This is a genomic window from Bacillus sp. V26 (genome assembly GCF_034296245.1).
GTDB classification, from domain to species: Bacteria; Bacillota; Bacilli; order Bacillales; family Bacillaceae; genus Bacillus; species Bacillus halotolerans.
The window spans coordinates 53,706-70,176 of the sequence record NZ_JAXKQF010000001.1; the positions used below are offsets into that span (position 1 = coordinate 53,706).

Consider the following 16,471-nt stretch of genomic DNA (forward strand, 5'->3'; position numbering starts at 1 on the left):
AAGGAAAAGCCCGTCAATCCTTTTTATAATAACAGTATCCAATATAAAGGAGACTACGGAAATGATGATTTTAGAAGCGAATAAAATTCGAAAAAGCTATGGTAACAAGCTAAATAAACAGGAAGTGCTGAAGGGCATCGATATTCACATTGAAAAGGGCGAATTCGTCAGTATTATGGGTGCTTCCGGTTCGGGCAAAACGACTTTGCTTAACGTTCTGTCCTCGATTGATAAGGTCAGCCACGGAACGATCAATATTAACGGAAACGAAATGACGTCCTTGAAGGAAAAGCAGCTGGCTGAATTTAGAAAACAGCACTTAGGCTTTATCTTTCAAGATTACAATTTGTTAGACACATTAACAGTGAAAGAAAATATCCTTCTGCCGTTATCGATCACGAAAATATCAAAAAAGGAAGCAAACCGCAAGTTTGAGGAAGTGGCGAAGGAATTGGGTATTTATGAATTGCGGGATAAGTACCCGAATGAAATTTCCGGCGGCCAGAAGCAGAGAACATCCGCCGGGAGAGCGTTTATTCATGACCCGAGCATTATTTTCGCTGATGAACCGACCGGCGCGCTTGATTCGAAATCGGCCTCTGACCTATTAAACAAGCTGAGCCAGCTCAATCAAAAACGCAGCGCCACCATTATTATGGTTACCCATGATCCCGTTGCAGCGAGCTACTGCGGCAGAGTCATTTTTATTAAGGATGGCCTGATGTATACGCAGCTGAATAAAGGGGGCCAAGACAGGCAGACGTTTTTCCAGGATATCATGAAAACACAAGGCGTGTTAGGCGGGGTGCAGCATGAACATTAATCAGCTCATTCTGCGAAATCTGAAAAAGAATATCAGGAATTATTACCTCTATGTGTTTGCTTTAATCTTTAGTGTGGCGCTTTATTTCGCATTTGTCACACTCCAATATGACCCGGCCATTAATGAAGTAAAAGCTTCCATAAAAGGCGCCGCGGCTATTAAAACCGCTTCAATTTTGCTTGTGGCTGTTGTATCAATCTTTATTTTATACGCCAATACCATTTTTATTAAAAGGCGGAGTAAAGAGATCGGGCTGTTTCAATTAATCGGAATGACAAAGCACAAAATCTTTCGTATCTTAAGTGCGGAAAATATCATGCTGTATTTCGGCTCGTTAGCCATCGGGGTTTTTGCCGGATTTTCAATCTCAAAGCTTGTGCTCATGATCCTGTTCAAAATCGTCGATGTCAAAGCTGATGCGAAACTGCATTTTTCTGAGCAAGCCTTGGTTCAAACAATCATTGTGTTCTGCGGCATTTACCTTTTGATTATGATCATGAATTATACGTTTATCAAAAAACAAAGCATTTTATCTTTGTTTAAAGTAACATCTTCCACTGAGGATAAAGTGAAGAGAATCTCTTTTTTCCAGATGCTGATCGGGGCGCTGGGCATCGTGTTGATTTTAACGGGATACTACGTGTCTTCCGAGCTGTTTAGCGGAAAATTCAAGACCATAAATGAACTGTTTTTCGCAATGAGTTTGATCTTAGGGTCCGTCATTATCGGGACGTTTCTTTTTTATAAAGGATCGGTTACGTTTATCTCGAACATCATTCGGAAAAGCAAGGGCGGGTACTTGAATATCTCAGAGGTTCTGTCACTGTCATCGATTATGTTCAGAATGAAATCGAACGCTTTGCTGCTGACAATTATCACAACCGTTTCAGCGCTCGCCATCGGGCTGTTATCCCTTGCTTATATTTCGTATTACTCGGCAGAAAAGACTGCTGAACAAAATGTAGCGGCGGATTTTTCATTCATGAATGAGAAAGATGCCAAACGGTTTGAAAGCAGTTTGAATGAAAATGACATTTCATACGTCAAAAAAGAAATGCCTGTCCTGCAATCGTCTTTTGATATCACAAATATCATGGATGGAACCCCGAAAGAGATGCAGAGCGATCCCGCAAACACACAGCTCGCTGTTGTTAGCGATAAAGATGTAAAAGGAGTCGATGTGGCGGCTGGGGAAGCGGTTTTCTCAGGATATACTGACTTGCTGCAAAAGATAATGGTTTTAAAAGACTCCGGCAGCATTAAAGTCAAAAGCAAGAATGAGACACAATCATTACACTATAAAGGATTAAGAGAAGAGTTTCTTGTATCCTACACGTTTACAAGCGGGGGAATGCCCGCAGTCATAGTGGATGACAACCTGTTTAAACAGCTGAATAAAGATAAAGACCCTCGCATTCAGCTGGCGCAATCTGAATTTATCGGCATTTATATGAAACATGGAGATCAGCTTGAAAAAGCAAATGAGCTTTTTCAAAAGGTGAACAAGAAAGATCTACATTTATCAAGGCTGGATACAAGTATTGCGCAAAAATCTCTTTTTGGTATGGTCATGTTCATCGTTGGTTTCTTAGGATTAACATTTCTCATCACCTCGGGGTGTATTCTTTACTTTAAACAAATGGGTGAAAGTGAAGAAGAAAAACCGAATTATACCATTCTAAGAAAACTCGGTTTTACACAGGGAGACCTGCTGAAGGGGATACGCATCAAACAAATGTATAACTTCGGCATTCCATTGGTGATCGGCCTCTTTCACAGTTATTTTGCCGTTCAATCCGGCTGGTTCTTATTCGGATCAGAGGTATGGTCGCCGATGATTATGGTGATGGTGTTATATACTGCACTCTATTCTATTTTCGGTATTCTGTCGGTTCTTTATTATAAAAAGGTGATTAAGTCGGCATTGTAAAACAGTATAAGCTCCAGAGAAACTGGAGCTTATACTGTTTATCGTTTCGGTGCCCGATACCCGGCTGCCTCAGCCTCTTCAACTGAACAAAACATTTCAGCAGGGTCTGTCGTCCGGTCATAGTATGTACTGCCCGGTGTATGATAGATGCCGTTTTTGCTGCCTTTGATAAGACAGCCTTCTGCTGTATCAGCTGAGCTGGTTTCGTTGCTTTTATTTGTGCTGGTTGAAGAATGTTCGCTGTTTTCTTTTGTGCTGGCTGTTCGGTTTTGTGCCTCTTTTAATTGCTTTTCAAGTTTTGTTTTATCTTGTTGAAGGGTTTCATTTTCAGCCTTTGCTGTTTTGGTATCATCTTTGAGCTGTTTTTGTTTTTCTTGAAGTTCTTTATTTTCTGCTTTTAATGATTTCTGAGTCTTTTTTAGTTCACTATTTTCTTTCTCCAGCTGCTTGAGCTTGTCTTGATCTTTTGTGTCGTCTTTCAGTTTCTTTGCTTCAGAGCTGATGGCTTCATACTCTTTCTCAAGTGCTTCATGCTCTTGTTTAAGACTTTTATATTCAGTGTTTAGTGCTGAATATTTTTTATCGGCATTTGCTGCGGCAGCGTCAGGTTCTGACAAAGCTGCTCCGGTGAAGAGCAGAATGAGACCTCCGATAAAAAGCGGCCAAAAAAGTTTTTTAGAGAATCGTTTTTCTTTTTTCAGCACATATCTGACGAGATGGTACACTCCATAGCCAAGCGAAAAGAGAAATACAAAAAAACCGAGGAATGCGAATGCCATTTCCATAAAAATTACCCCTTTTTCTATTTATTTTACAATTTTCGAGCAATATTTGTTAGATTTTTTCACACTCATCTGTTGAAAAATATGAGATAGACAGATAGAATGAATGTGCTATGATAACTGGATTCGTACGGAGCCTGTTGAGGTTTCCGTTTTTTCATGAGCTTTTATAGATAAGAAAGGGGGATCAGTATGCCGCGCGCATTGAAAATTTTAGTGATAGGGATGTTTATTAATGTGACAGGGGCATCCTTTTTATGGCCGCTTAACACGATCTATATTCATAATCATTTAGGAAAGTCGTTAACGGTCGCGGGGATTGTCCTTATGCTGAATTCCGGCGCCAGTGTGGCAGGGAATTTATGCGGCGGGTTTTTGTTTGATAAAATCGGCGGGTTCAAATCCATCATGCTCGGAATTGCGATTACGTTAGCAAGTCTGGTGGGTCTCGTCTTTTTTCATGATTGGCCGTTTTATATCGTGCTGCTTACGATTGTCGGGTTTGGTTCGGGTGTTGTTTTTCCGGCCAGTTACGCAATGGCTGGATCAGTGTGGCCAGAAGGGGGAAGAAGGGCATTTAATGCGATTTATGTCGCGCAAAACGCAGGTGTTGCCGTCGGTTCTGCGCTTGGCGGCGTGGTGGCGTCTTTCTCGTTTTCATACGTATTTTTGGCGAATGCCGCGCTGTATGTGGTCTTTTTCTTTATCGTATATTTCGGATTTCGAAACATTCAGACGAAGGATGTGTCTCAAACGTCTGTGCTTGATTATGACGCTGTAAGCAGCAAAGCGAAATTTACGGCTCTGGTCATATTGAGCAGCGGGTATGTGCTCGGATGGCTGGCATATTCTCAATGGTCTACCACCATTGCATCGTACACGCAAAGCATCGGAATGTCTCTTTCTTTATATAGTGTGCTGTGGACGATTAACGGAATTTTAATTGTGGTTGGACAGCCGCTTGTCAGCTTTTTTGTGAAAAAGTGGGCTGAGTCGCTGAAAGCGCAAATGATCATTGGTTTTGTCATTTTTATTGTGTCTTACAGCATGCTGCTGACTGCGAAGCAATTCCCAATGTTTCTGGCTGCCATGGTGATCTTGACCATCGGGGAAATGCTTGTTTGGCCTGCCGTGCCGACGATTGCCAACCAGCTTGCGCCTAAAGGGAAAGAAGGGTTTTATCAAGGGTTTGTGAACAGCGCTGCGACAGGCGGCAGAATGATTGGGCCTTTGTTCGGAGGAGTGCTCGTCGATCATTCCGGCATTCACGCTCTTGTTTTATCACTTTTGGTTTTGCTTATGATCAGCATAGCCACGACGATTTTATACGACAAACGGTTAAAATCAGCTGATAAAGCGAATAAGCAAGCTTCAGTTTCTTCATAAGAAAGATCCCGCCGGATGAGCGGGATCTTTTTACATAATCGGAAGCACGTTCACAGCATCCTTTACATTAGAATATGTTTTCAGCGATGAGAAATTGGCATCCAGTTTATTCATTTTCATAGCCAATTCGGGTTTAATGCCGGTAATGATTAATTCGGTTCCGGTCAATTTCAGCAAATGGCTCAGCTTGAAAATCTGGTCGGCGGTTTGTTCATTTACTTGGGCCAATCCTGATAAATCAATGATCAAATAATCATCTTTGGATGTTGATAAGATATTCGTCAATGTGCTGACGATGGAATTAAACCGCTCCTCTGTCAGGTTGCCGACTAGCGGAAGAGCCGAAATGCCGTTGCGAATCGGCACAATAGGAGTTGAAAGTGCAGTAATTTCTGTGAGGGAATCCTCGAGAAGCTTTTCATACTCTTTTTGCTTGGTGATGTCTTTTTGAATTCCGACAAAATAGGTTTTGTCTTCTATTTCCAGCGGATCAATATTTAACTCATTCCAGAACATCGTTCCGTCTTTTTTGTAGTTTTGAATCTGAACTGTAACCGGTTCTTTATTTTGTAAACCGGCTCTGATGTTGTCCACTTCACCAGCGTCTGTATCTTTCCCCTGTAAGAAGCGGCAGTTCTTCCCTAAAATTTCCTCGGCCTCATAGCCGGTCATTTGAACAAAGCCTTGGTTTACGTAGACAATCGGATTATCTTCAAGTGAAGGATCTGTAATCACTACACCGACTCGCGCGTGATCAAGCGCTTTTTTGATGATGTCCAGCTGTCCTTTTATTCCGAATGATTGAAAACTAGCCATATAATTCCCCCTTAGGCTGCCAGCTTGCTATGCGAAAGCCTGATATTCCCCTTTTTTTAATGAATTCTACAGTAACCGTAGCACAACACATGTTCTGATTCAAGCAAGCGCAGTTTGTTGTTTGTCATTAGGGCTTGTCCTCGTATACACTAAAAATAAGAACAGAGTTTGAACATATGAACGGAAAGGTTTCTACATGCTAAATAGGTGACTAGGTCAATGTCACTGGGTGAAAAATGAATCCAATGCATCAAGCTTACCGATCATGTGTTCACATATAATGGAAGAAACAAGCTTTTTTCAGATTTGCCAGTATGTAGATATCGAAAATCATCGGAATCGTTTAAGGGGGCTGGATGGCCTGAAGTCGCTTTACGAAATAAGGGCTTTAGGAAGGTGATGATGAAGATGCTGCATCAGGTATTAATTGCTTGTGTAATTGGAGGAATCATGGGGATTCTCGGTCATGTGAAAAAGAGAGGCAGACTGGAGAAACCTAGGATGACGAAGCGGTTTATCTATCTTGGATTTTTGGAAGATTGGTTTATCGGCATGACGGCTTCCATTTTACTTGTACTATCCGCTGACCCCGATTCAGGAATTCAACTTGTCATCTTATCCATTATCTCAGGCTACGGCGGTGAAGCTGTTCTCAGAAGCTTTGATTTTGTAAGAGAAATGAACAGCGGCGGCGAACCGGCCGAGTCGAAACGTCAAACCAAAACTCCACCAGAATAATTGTCCTCAATCTTCGCCCGTTCAGGGTACATTCCCATTGTATACAAACCTGCTTGCACTTATGAACAGAATTCTATAAAATACAGTTAAGATTACGGTTGCGATAAGAACAATGAAGAGGAGCAGTAAGAAGCAGATATTGTTTCAGAGAGTTGACGGCTGGTGAAAGTCAATCAAGTTTGTTTCCGAACTCACCTCAGAGTTGCAGCGGTGAAAAGCCGCTGACGCATAACTGCGTTAAAAGTATCAAGTGAGTGCGGCGTCTGCCGCGCTAACGAGGGTGGTACCGCGGGAAAACGAAAGTCTCTCGTCCCTTTTAGGGATGAGGGAGTTTTTTTTAGTTTGGGAATATTCTGAATATAATTGTCCCTTTCCCGTCAATACTTGAACCATAAAACGCCGTATTCAATCAGAAGGAGGTTTTTACTTTGAGTTTTCAGCACAAAGAGATAGAAAAGAAATGGCAAAATTATTGGCTGGAAAACAAAACATTTGCCACTCTTGATCATAATGAGAAACAAAAATTTTACGCGCTGGACATGTTTCCTTATCCGTCTGGAGCGGGTCTGCACGTCGGACACCCTGAAGGCTATACAGCGACGGATATCCTCTCCCGCATGAAGCGCATGCAGGGGTATGACGTTCTTCATCCGATGGGCTGGGACGCATTCGGTCTGCCGGCTGAGCAATACGCTCTCGACACCGGGAATGACCCGGCAGTGTTTACGAAGCAGAATATTGATAATTTCCGCCGCCAAATTCAGGCGCTCGGTTTTTCATATGATTGGGATCGTGAAATCAACACGACAGATCCTGAATACTATAAATGGACACAATGGATTTTCTTAAAGCTTTATGAAAAGGGCCTTGCTTATGTTGATGAGGTACCGGTAAACTGGTGCCCTGCACTCGGTACGGTTCTTGCCAACGAAGAAGTCATCGACGGAAAGAGTGAACGCGGCGGCCATCCGGTCGAAAGACGCCCGATGAAGCAGTGGATGCTGAAAATCACAGCTTATGCGGACAGGCTTCTTGATGACTTGGAAGAGCTTGATTGGCCGGAAAGCATTAAAGACATGCAGCGTAACTGGATCGGCCGTTCTGAAGGTGCGCACGTTCATTTTGGCATAGACGGACATGATGAATCATTTACGGTGTTTACAACAAGACCTGATACATTGTTTGGCGCTACATACACTGTACTTGCTCCGGAGCATGCATTGGTAGAAAAAATCACAGCTGCTGAGCAAAAAGAAGCTGTCGAAGCTTATATCAAAGAAATTCAATCAAAGAGTGACCTTGAGCGCACGGATCTCGCGAAAACAAAGACAGGCGTCTTCACAGGAGCTTATGCGATCAATCCTGTAAACGGTGAAAAACTGCCGATCTGGATCGCAGATTACGTGCTTGCTTCATACGGAACAGGTGCAGTCATGGCTGTTCCCGGTCACGATGAGCGTGATTTTGAATTCGCCAACACATTCGGCCTTCCAGTCAAGGAAGTCGTGAAAGGCGGAAACGTGGAAGAAGAAGCGTACACAGGCGACGGAGAGCACGTTAACTCTGACTTCCTGAACGGACTTAATAAACAGGAAGCAATTGAAAAAATGATCGCTTGGCTGGAAGAAACGAAAAACGGCGAAAAGAAAGTCACTTACCGTCTGCGCGACTGGCTCTTCAGCCGCCAGCGCTACTGGGGCGAGCCGATTCCGATCATTCATTGGGAGGATGGAACGTCAACAGCTGTGCCGGAGGAAGAACTGCCGCTGATTCTGCCGAAAACAAACGAAATCAAACCGAGCGGCACCGGCGAATCACCGCTTGCGAACATTAAAGAGTGGGTTGAAGTCACAGACCCTGAAACAGGGAAAAAAGGAAGAAGAGAAACGAATACAATGCCGCAATGGGCGGGAAGCTGCTGGTATTTCTTGCGCTACATTGATCCGCACAATCCGGATCAGCTGGCATCACCTGAGAAAATGGAAAAATGGCTTCCGGTTGATATGTATATCGGCGGCGCGGAGCATGCTGTGCTTCACCTTCTGTATGCCCGTTTCTGGCACAAGTTCCTTTATGATATCGGTGTAGTGCCGACGAAAGAACCGTTCCAAAAGCTGTATAACCAAGGAATGATTCTCGGTGAAAACAACGAGAAAATGAGTAAGTCAAAAGGGAACGTTGTCAACCCTGATGAAATCGTTGCCTCTCATGGCGCTGATACGCTGAGATTGTACGAAATGTTCATGGGACCGCTTGATGCTTCAATTGCCTGGTCTGAATCAGGCTTAGACGGCGCACGCCGCTTCCTTGACCGCGTATGGCGCCTGTTTGTTGAAGACAGCGGTGAGCTTAATGGCAAAATCGTTGAAGGCGCCGGTGAAACATTGGAGCGCGTCTACCATGAAACAGTCATGAAAGTGACAGACCACTATGAGGGCCTGCGTTTTAACACAGGTATTTCTCAGCTGATGGTCTTTATCAACGAAGCCTATAAAGCGTCAGAGCTGCCGAAGGAATATATGGAAGGCTTTGTGAAGCTTCTTTCTCCTATCGCGCCTCACCTCGCGGAAGAGCTGTGGGAGAAATTGGGCCATAGCGGTACGATTGCATATGAGGCTTGGCCTGTATATGATGAAGCAAAACTTGTTGACGACGAAGTTGAAATCGTTGTTCAGCTGAACGGAAAAGTGAAAGCGAAACTACAGGTTCCTGCAGATGCGACGAAGGAACAGCTCGAACAGCTTGCTCAAGCAGATGAAAAGGTCAAAGAGCAGCTTGAAGGCAAAACCATTCGTAAAATCATCGCGGTGCCTGGTAAGCTTGTCAATATTGTGGCAAACTAATCCTGGAAAAATCCCCTTTGTCAAAAAGGGGATTTTTTCATCAGTCTCAAAATAGCAATCGTCCAGCTGACTTTGATATACTGAACATGATTATTGGTGAATAGGAGTGTTTTCTTTGGAAATAAAAGAAATCAGCACAGCTGCTTTGAAAGAAAAAATCGAGGCGGATGAAGAATTGTATTTGATTGATGTCAGAGAAGATGAAGAGGTTGCGGAAGGCATGATTCCGCAAGCGGTTCATATTCGCATGGGGGATATTCCTGAAAAAATGGACACCCTCGATAAAGACAAAGAGTACACTTTTATCTGCCGATCAGGGATGCGCAGCATGAATGTCTGCAGGTATTTGGATGAGCAAGGCTTTAAAACAGTCAACGTAGAAGGCGGCATGATGGCCTGGGAAGGCGAAACGAAACCGAAAAACTAGGGGAGAGATCACCCCTAGTTTTTTTTATTTGTATGCTGGAAGCCAATCGCCGTGCGCATCAAATAAATCGTCACACATAGAAATAATGTCATTGATGGAGAGCTCCGCACTTGTATGCGGGTCAAGCATGGCTGCCTGGTAGACAGCTTCTTTTTTTCGTGTAACAGCAGCTTCAATGGTCATCAGCTGTGTGTTGATATTCGTTCTGTTTAACGCTGCGAGCTGCTCAGGAAGTTCTCCGGCAAAGCACGGGGTTATTTTTTTTCTGTCGGCGACGCATGTCACTTCGACTACCGCTTTGGAAGGAAGGTTTGTGATGAGTCCGGTATTTAAGACGTTTCCTCCGAAGGTGAACGGCTGATTCGTTTCCATTGCTTCTATTATTCTTGAGCCATATTCCTTTGAGCGTTTATGGGTGAGGTTTTTATTGTTAACAATGTCATCCCTCATTTTCTCCCAATCTTCTATCTGTTTCACGCATCTTCTTGGATATTCGTCCAGCGGGATCTGCAGCTCGTTGATCAATTCAGGATAATTCCGCTTAATAAAATAAGGATGGTATTCTGCGTTGTGCTCTGAAGATTCCGTGACGTAATAACCGAACTTATCCATCAATTCAAATCGCACCATGTCATGATGCTTTGTTTTTTGCTTTTCTCTCGCTCTCTTTTTGATTTCGGGATATAAATCAGCGCCGTCCTTTTTCACTTCCAACAGCCATGCCATATGATTGATGCCTGCGATTCGTTCTTCAATCCCGTCATGCTCCATACCGAGAGATCTAAATAAATCTCTTGTGCACACTTGGACGCTGTGGCACAGCCCGATCGTTTTCACATCCGTATAGCGAAGCATAGCGCCAGTCAGGGAGGCCATTGGGTTTGTATAGTTTAAAAACCAAGCGTCGGGACACATGTCCTCAATATCTCTTGCGATATCAAATAACACAGGGATTGTCCTGAGTGATCTGAATATCCCGCCGATGCCCACCGTGTCGGCAATCGTCTGCCGCAATCCGTATCGTTTAGGAATCTCAAAATCGATGACTGTGCTTGGTTTGTAGCCTCCGACCTGAATGGCATTAATCACATAGCCCGCTTGCTGCAAAGCCAGTTTTCTGTCGTCATAGCTGTTGATAACCACGCTCGGATTATAGCGGTCTCTCAAATTTTCGAGCATAAGCTGAGATTCCTGCAAACGTTTTGGGTCAATGTCGTAAAGCGCAAATTCAAATCCATTTAACGCCTCCGTTAACAAGCAGTCTCCTAAAACATTTTTTGCGAAAATTGTGCTCCCTGCACCGATAAATGTGATTTTTTTCATGTCGGTTCCTCCTTTAATTCATTATCCTTTTACCGCGCCTGATGACAGCCCGGCAATAAAGTATTTTTGCAGCGCCAGAAACAGAATGACCATCGGCAGCATTGCCATGATGGCAGCCGCGGCGACCAAATGCAGATTGTTGGCGTTTTCTCCGAAAAACCCGGCCATTGCGACCGTAAGTGTCTGCACCTTCTGATCCTGTAAAAAGAAAATCGCAAATTGATAGTCATTCCATATAAAGACACAGGAAATAATACAGATGGTGGCAGTGATCGGCTTCAGCAAAGGAAATACAATCGTAAAAAAGATTTTCAGCATTCCCGCTCCATCCATTCTTGCCGCTTCTTCAAGCTCTTTTGGAATGGTTGAACGGATAAACCCGGAATACAAAAACACGGTTAATGGCATATACGCCGCTGTATTGATCAAAATGGCGACTGCGTGTGTATTGACCATGCCGGCGTCCACAACCATTCTGTACAAAGGCACCATGGACGTTAACGGAGGGATGATCATAATTGAAATCAGCAGCGCGAAAACGGCTTTATTCAGCTTGGTTTCCCGCCGGGCAAGAGGGTAGGCGGCCAGTGAGCCGAATATGATTAATAACAATGCCGAAACACCTGTGATGATGATTGTGTTGATAAACGAGTTGCCAAGTGAAGCGCGCTCCCATGCCTCAGAAAAATTTTGAAAGGAAATATCAGCTGGAAACAGCCATTTGGAACTGTAATCTCCTTTTGCTTTCAATGAAGTGGTCAGCAGAATGTAAAAAGGAATGAAATGCGCACAGGCTACAATGGCAGCGAGAAGTGTAATCAACCGCAGTTTGTTTGAGCGGGCGGCTCTCATGACATTTCCGTCTCCTTTCTTTTAAAGTACGCAAGCGCGCAAAAGCTGATGATCAAAATGACAAATGCCATAAATATGCCTTGTGTCGCAGCATATCCGGCATCCTGCCGTTTAAAATACAGGTCATACATAAACGTTGACATCGATTGCGACGCGTTTCCGGGTCCGCCTGCAGTGAGCGCGATGATCACGTCAAACAGCTTTAAGCCTCCGATAATGTTGATGACCATATTGATCGTGATCGAAGGCATTAACAGCGGAAGGGTGATGCCGAAAAACTGCTGGCTCCGTGTCGCGCCATCCATTTCAGCTGCTTCATAGTAATCTTTCGGAATGCTTTGCAGGCCTGCCAAATAGACAATCATGGCGATGCCGACATATTGGTACGTGTTAATCATGACGATGACCCATGGGTTCGAAGACGGACTGGCGAGCGCGTTGATCGGGGTGATGCCGAAAACGCCAAGCAGGTCATTAAGTGCGCCTCCGTCATAAGAAAAGAAAAAGTACCAAATGTAGCCCATAATGAGCGGACTGATCATAACCGGCAAATACACAATGGTTCTTGTTATCGCTTTCATTTTTATGCTTTGATTTAATAGCAGGGCGTACAGAAGCCCAATGACGTTTTGAAAAAAGGTGCTGCCGAGTCCGTATAGCAGCGTGTTTTTTAAGATATGCCATGTGTCGGGATCAGCAAACAGCCTTTCATACTGAGCGAAACCGACCCACTGATAAACCTGAGAAAATCCGTTCCAGTTTGTGAAGGTGATAAAAGTGCCTTTTACAAACGGATAAATCATGAAGATCAAAACGGAGAGCAGAGCCGGAATATACATCCACCAAAGTGAGGATTGTTTTTTCGGCTTGACCTGTTTCACATGAACATCTTTTGCGATCTCACTCATTGTTTTCAGCTCCCTGTGTCCCAGATTGCTCCCGGAGTCGTTTATATTCTCTTCCCAGCTTTTTGGAAATCTCGTTAGGTGTCAAAATGTCTGCCGCAAGCTCCTGGCCGACCGTTCCCATCACATCCCACATCCCGTTCGGCAGGTACAATCGGTCGAAATAGGGCTCGACTTTTATATTCTGATAATGCTGATAGTCTTTGGCATAGAAAATGTCAGCTTTTACATTGGTCAGCCCTGAAGGAAGCGATGTGGCTTCAGCCATTTCTTTCGCATGGGCGGGACGAGCCATAAAGGCGATAAATTGCTTTGCTTCCTTTAAATGAGGCGAGTCTTTCCATGCTGCCAGGGTATAGCGCTCGCCTCCAATCCATATCGGGTCATCACCGGAGTGAATAGCTGGTGTCGGGATAATCCCAACCTTTACATTCGGGTTAATTTGGGCGACGTCTTGGCCGAGGGTGCCGCCCTGCATGGTAAAAGCAATTTTGTTTTGAGCCATTAACTCAATGAGCTGTGATTTTTTTGCTGTTACGGCATCGATATTGATGAGTTTTTCTTTCTGCATTTGTTTAAGGGTATCTGAAAGATAAGTAAATTTGCTCCAATTGAAGGTGCCGTCAATGAGCTGTTTCTTTTCATTATGGGCAGGATCTGTGATGAGAAGAGGTGTTGCGAATTGGTCATAATATTGGGCGAAAGAGCTTTTATCATATCCAGCGAACCAGAAAGGAACGATTTCTCCATTGCTTTTTTCTTTAATCGTTCTCAGTGCTTTTATAAAGTCATCCATCGTTTCCGGCGGATCAATGCCGAAACGGTCTAACATATTGCGGTTGTATGCCAGGCCGTCCTTTGCCTGGTTGATCGGATATGCGTATACCTTTCCGCTCTTGTTTTTAAGGATGCTGTTTAAATTTGGATCAAGATTCTGAGTCCAGTCCATATCCCGGAGATCGGCTGTATACTCCCCGTACCTGATTTTCCCCCAGCCATGAGTATCAAAGAGATCAGGCAGATCATTGGCGGCCATTCTGACACGCATCATATTTTCATAGTCATTGCCTGGGAAATGAATGCTGACGCGAATGCCGCTTTCCTTTTCGAACGCTGCGGCTAGTTTTCTGAATGTGTTTCTTTCACTGTCCGTTGACATCGTAGAATAAATGGTTAACGTCTTTTTGCCCGTATCTGCAGCGCTTTCTTCAGATGAGCAGCCCGGCAGAATCAGCAGAATAAGAGAGAGAAATAAAACAAATATGTGTTTCATCTTTTCCTCCTTATGATCTTGATGAACGTTTGTCTTGCGTCACCTCCTTAGTTGTGTATCCGCAGCTTTGCCTGATGATCAGTGTTGTCGGCAGGGTGACTTGATGAGGAATTGTTCGGCCGTTAAAGCGGTCGAGAAGCTGTTTTACGCCTGTGCGGCCCATTTCCTCTGTATGCACTTTCACGGTGGTTAAAGGTGTGCTGGCAAACTCGGCCTCTTCAATGCCGTTAAAGCTGACAATGGCTGTATCCCGCGGCACATGCAGATCGGCTTCCTGAAGTGCTTTCAATGCGCCGATGGCCATAGAATCACTTGCGATAAAAAAGGCTTCCGGCAGCTTGCCTTGAGTGATGGCTTTTTTCATCAGCCGATAGCCCTCGCGCATGCTGTAATCGCCGACCAGGACGTGTTCAGGCTGAGGATGGGCGGACTGCAAAAAGGCAGTCTGGCGTTTGTCCTCAATTGTTCTGCGAATGCTTTGACCGTCCCTCAGTGTATGCTCCTTCTCCTGCCCGCCGATATAGCCTAATCGTTTGTAACCTAAATCGAAAAGGTGATCAATTGCCTGGCGTGCGGCGGCTTCAAAATCAATCCCAATCGAGTCGTATATCTGCGGATCGGGAGAATGATTGATAAATACGGCATGCTCCAATCGGCCGCTGATATGTTGAACGGCTTCGTCATGGACACGGCCGATAACAATAATACCGTCTAGTTCCCGAAAAATATGCTCTTGGAAGGAACCGAGATGGATGGAGTTTGTAATGAAAATTTCCTGTTCAAAGCATTCTTTTTCAATTCCTTTGCGAATAGAAGAAAAATAAGGATCCTGCCGTTCTTCATCGGGAGATAAGCAGCTCAGCACCCCGATAAGCGGCTGGGCGCGCTGTTTTTGTCCGCGGGCTTTTCGGCGTTTAGCGACAGTTTGATAGCCTAGCTCTTCAGCGATACTGATCACTCTTTGCCTCGTTTCACCCGCAACAGAAAGCGAATGATCTTCATTTAAAATTCTCGAAACAGTAGCATTTGAAACGTTCGCTTTTAAGGCGATATCTTTTATACGAACCATGGTTACTCCTTTTCATTTGAATGAGATTTACTAAAACAAAAGAAATATTTTACTCATACGTTTTTGATAAATTGATACTAACATATGAAAGTAAGCGGTTACAATAATGAATTTCAGAATACTTTGTTATATTTAGTAAACGTTTAGTAAACTACGATTTTTGTTTCTATATGCTGTGTGAAAAATAAAGGGAATAACAAATCCGTCTCGTACATTGAAGATAAGCGAAGAAGGAAGGGTGATGGGATGAGTAACGAAAAAAGAGAGCTGCTGTTTCGATTGCTTGGTGATTTGCCTGATCGGAAGCATACGGGGGCGGAAACGCTGCGTATTGAGGAAAAAGAGGGATATATAATTGAAACGCTGCTGCTTGATATAAATGGGCTTGAAAAGGTGCCTGCATATTTTGTGAAGCCGAAAGCCGCAAAAGGACGGTGTCCGGTTATATTATTTCAGCATTCGCATGGCGGGCAGTATGAACGGGGAAAAAGTGAACTGCTTGAGGGAGCGGATTATTTGAAAGCGCCTTCTTTTGCTCGGGAGCTGATTTCTCTCGGATATGGCGTATTGGCAATCGACCATTGGGGATTTGGAGACAGACGGGGAAAATCAGAAAGCGAGATTTTTAAAGAGATGCTTCTGACGGGCAGGGTGATGTGGGGCATGATGATGTACGACAGTATAAGAGCCATTGATTATGTGCAGAGCCGCCCTGATATTCAGCCTGACAGAATCGGAACGATCGGCATGTCTATGGGGGGCTTGATGGCTTGGTGGACAGCGGCGCTTGATGAACGGATTAAGGCATGTGTGGATTTATGCAGTCAGGTTGACCATCATGTACTGATTGAAACACAGAACCTTGACCGGCATGGCTTTTATTATTACGTTCCGTCGCTTGCCAAGCATTTTTCTGCATCAGATATCCAAAGCCTGATCGCACCGCGCCCGCACCTTAGTCTTGCCGGCATACATGATCGGCTAACACCCGCTGAGGGAGTGAACAAAATCGAAAAAGAATTAACAGCTTTGTACGCTGAAAAAGGGGCTTCTGATTGTTACCGTATGGTGCGCTCCGCTTCAGGGCATTTTGAGACAGCTATGATGAGGCATGAAGCTCTGCGGTTTTTGAAAAAGTGGCTGTGACAGTGAAAAGGGGCAGGCTTTACGTGTTTTTCTGAAATGGTTCTAAACAGGTAAGGAGGCGAGCATCTGACCGTCTCTTCTTTTTCTAGGGGAAATACAGTTATCAGGAATATACATGATAAATAGATTTGGTTTATGAGGAAATGTCGTTCTGATAT

The 16,471-nt window shown here is 44.2% G+C and carries 14 protein-coding genes and 1 other annotated feature; of the genes, 7 read left to right on the forward strand and 7 right to left on the reverse strand.

Translation table 11 applies throughout. The annotated features are described in order from the left end of the window. Positions 1–61 precede the first annotated feature (61 nt). Together bceA and UJ203_RS00390 are read left to right on the forward strand one after the other, a co-directional pair. Entirely contained in the window at positions 62–823 is a 762-nt protein-coding gene (gene bceA / locus UJ203_RS00385) for a bacitracin ABC transporter ATP-binding protein BceA (RefSeq protein WP_024122567.1), read from the forward strand. Beyond that, positions 813–2,753, forward strand: coding sequence for an FtsX-like permease family protein (locus UJ203_RS00390; protein WP_322008365.1), 1,941 nt, complete (start codon positions 813–815; stop codon positions 2,751–2,753). The genes bceA and UJ203_RS00390 overlap by 11 nt, the downstream gene beginning before the upstream one ends. 38 nt (positions 2,754–2,791) lie before the next feature. On the opposite strand, the gene UJ203_RS00395 is transcribed toward UJ203_RS00390, so the two are convergent. Further along, positions 2,792–3,538 (reverse strand): LMBR1 domain-containing protein, encoded by a 747-nt coding sequence (locus UJ203_RS00395; protein ID WP_227598083.1) that lies wholly within the window; start codon positions 3,536–3,538, stop codon positions 2,792–2,794. Positions 3,539–3,727: 189 nt separating this feature from the next. Here UJ203_RS00395 and UJ203_RS00400 point away from each other — a divergent pair, with 189 nt between their 5' ends. After that, a complete protein-coding gene (locus UJ203_RS00400; RefSeq protein ID WP_044153739.1) occupies positions 3,728–4,921 on the forward strand; it encodes an MDR family MFS transporter in 1,194 nt (397 codons plus the stop codon). Positions 4,922–4,951: 30 nt separating this feature from the next. Here UJ203_RS00400 and UJ203_RS00405 read toward each other — a convergent pair whose 3' ends face one another. Then, positions 4,952–5,737, reverse strand: a complete 786-nt coding sequence (locus tag UJ203_RS00405; RefSeq protein WP_105990175.1) for a blue-light photoreceptor — start codon at positions 5,735–5,737, stop codon at positions 4,952–4,954. A gap of 402 nt (positions 5,738–6,139) precedes the next feature. On the opposite strand from UJ203_RS00405, the gene UJ203_RS00410 reads away from it, so the two are divergent. From UJ203_RS00410 to UJ203_RS00420, 3 genes are all read left to right on the forward strand, one after another. Beyond that, entirely contained in the window at positions 6,140–6,475 is a 336-nt protein-coding gene (locus tag UJ203_RS00410) for a DUF4257 domain-containing protein (RefSeq protein ID WP_003223352.1), read from the forward strand. Between the two features lie 103 nt (positions 6,476–6,578). Beyond that, positions 6,579–6,793: a binding site (T-box leader), on the forward strand. 110 nt (positions 6,794–6,903) lie between these two features. Next, positions 6,904–9,318, forward strand: a complete 2,415-nt coding sequence (leuS, locus tag UJ203_RS00415) for a leucine--tRNA ligase (RefSeq protein WP_095714558.1) — start codon at positions 6,904–6,906, stop codon at positions 9,316–9,318. Positions 9,319–9,433: 115 nt separating this feature from the next. Next, on the forward strand, positions 9,434–9,745 hold the full coding sequence (locus tag UJ203_RS00420) for a rhodanese-like domain-containing protein (RefSeq protein WP_044153745.1): 312 nt from the start codon (positions 9,434–9,436) through the stop codon (positions 9,743–9,745). Between the two features lie 24 nt (positions 9,746–9,769). Here UJ203_RS00420 and melA read toward each other — a convergent pair whose 3' ends face one another. The 5 genes from melA to UJ203_RS00445 are packed head-to-tail and all read right to left on the reverse strand — an operon-like array spanning position 9,770 to position 15,167. Continuing rightward, positions 9,770–11,068, reverse strand: a complete 1,299-nt coding sequence (melA, locus tag UJ203_RS00425; RefSeq protein ID WP_322008367.1) for an alpha-galactosidase MelA — start codon at positions 11,066–11,068, stop codon at positions 9,770–9,772. Positions 11,069–11,089: 21 nt separating this feature from the next. Next, complete coding sequence (locus UJ203_RS00430) at positions 11,090–11,920, reverse strand: carbohydrate ABC transporter permease (RefSeq protein ID WP_322008368.1); 831 nt, start codon at positions 11,918–11,920, stop codon at positions 11,090–11,092. Beyond that, positions 11,917–12,828 carry a sugar ABC transporter permease gene (locus UJ203_RS00435; protein WP_322008369.1) on the reverse strand — a complete coding sequence of 304 codons (912 nt, stop codon included), beginning with the start codon at positions 12,826–12,828 and terminating at the stop codon, positions 11,917–11,919. The genes UJ203_RS00430 and UJ203_RS00435 overlap by 4 nt, the downstream gene beginning before the upstream one ends. Continuing rightward, positions 12,821–14,098, reverse strand: coding sequence for an ABC transporter substrate-binding protein (locus UJ203_RS00440; protein WP_322008370.1), 1,278 nt, complete (start codon positions 14,096–14,098; stop codon positions 12,821–12,823). Before UJ203_RS00440 ends, UJ203_RS00435 begins: the two co-directional genes overlap by 8 nt. A 10-nt stretch (positions 14,099–14,108) precedes the next feature. Then, positions 14,109–15,167, reverse strand: coding sequence for a LacI family DNA-binding transcriptional regulator (locus UJ203_RS00445; protein WP_322008371.1), 1,059 nt, complete (start codon positions 15,165–15,167; stop codon positions 14,109–14,111). A 246-nt stretch (positions 15,168–15,413) separates the two neighbouring features. On the opposite strand from UJ203_RS00445, the gene UJ203_RS00450 reads away from it, so the two are divergent. Next, positions 15,414–16,313 carry a dienelactone hydrolase family protein gene (locus tag UJ203_RS00450; RefSeq protein WP_322008372.1) on the forward strand — a complete coding sequence of 300 codons (900 nt, stop codon included), beginning with the start codon at positions 15,414–15,416 and terminating at the stop codon, positions 16,311–16,313. Positions 16,314–16,471 lie beyond the last annotated feature (158 nt).

Excerpts from the sequence above, each read along its gene's own strand:
- bceA (WP_024122567.1), top strand. The coding sequence starts at position 62 with ATGATGATTTTAGAAGCGAATAAAATTCGAAAAAGCTATGGTAACAAG.
- UJ203_RS00390 (WP_322008365.1), top strand. The coding sequence starts at position 813 with ATGAACATTAATCAGCTCATTCTGCGAAATCTGAAAAAGAATATCAGG.
- UJ203_RS00395 (WP_227598083.1), bottom strand. The coding sequence starts at position 3,538 with ATGGAAATGGCATTCGCATTCCTCGGTTTTTTTGTATTTCTCTTTTCG.
- UJ203_RS00400 (WP_044153739.1), top strand. The coding sequence starts at position 3,728 with ATGCCGCGCGCATTGAAAATTTTAGTGATAGGGATGTTTATTAATGTG.
- UJ203_RS00405 (WP_105990175.1), bottom strand. The coding sequence starts at position 5,737 with ATGGCTAGTTTTCAATCATTCGGAATAAAAGGACAGCTGGACATCATC.
- UJ203_RS00410 (WP_003223352.1), top strand. The coding sequence starts at position 6,140 with ATGAAGATGCTGCATCAGGTATTAATTGCTTGTGTAATTGGAGGAATC.
- melA (WP_322008367.1), bottom strand. The coding sequence starts at position 11,068 with ATGAAAAAAATCACATTTATCGGTGCAGGGAGCACAATTTTCGCAAAA.
- UJ203_RS00430 (WP_322008368.1), bottom strand. The coding sequence starts at position 11,920 with ATGAGAGCCGCCCGCTCAAACAAACTGCGGTTGATTACACTTCTCGCT.
- UJ203_RS00435 (WP_322008369.1), bottom strand. The coding sequence starts at position 12,828 with ATGAGTGAGATCGCAAAAGATGTTCATGTGAAACAGGTCAAGCCGAAA.
- UJ203_RS00440 (WP_322008370.1), bottom strand. The coding sequence starts at position 14,098 with ATGAAACACATATTTGTTTTATTTCTCTCTCTTATTCTGCTGATTCTG.
- UJ203_RS00445 (WP_322008371.1), bottom strand. The coding sequence starts at position 15,167 with ATGGTTCGTATAAAAGATATCGCCTTAAAAGCGAACGTTTCAAATGCT.
- UJ203_RS00450 (WP_322008372.1), top strand. The coding sequence starts at position 15,414 with ATGAGTAACGAAAAAAGAGAGCTGCTGTTTCGATTGCTTGGTGATTTG.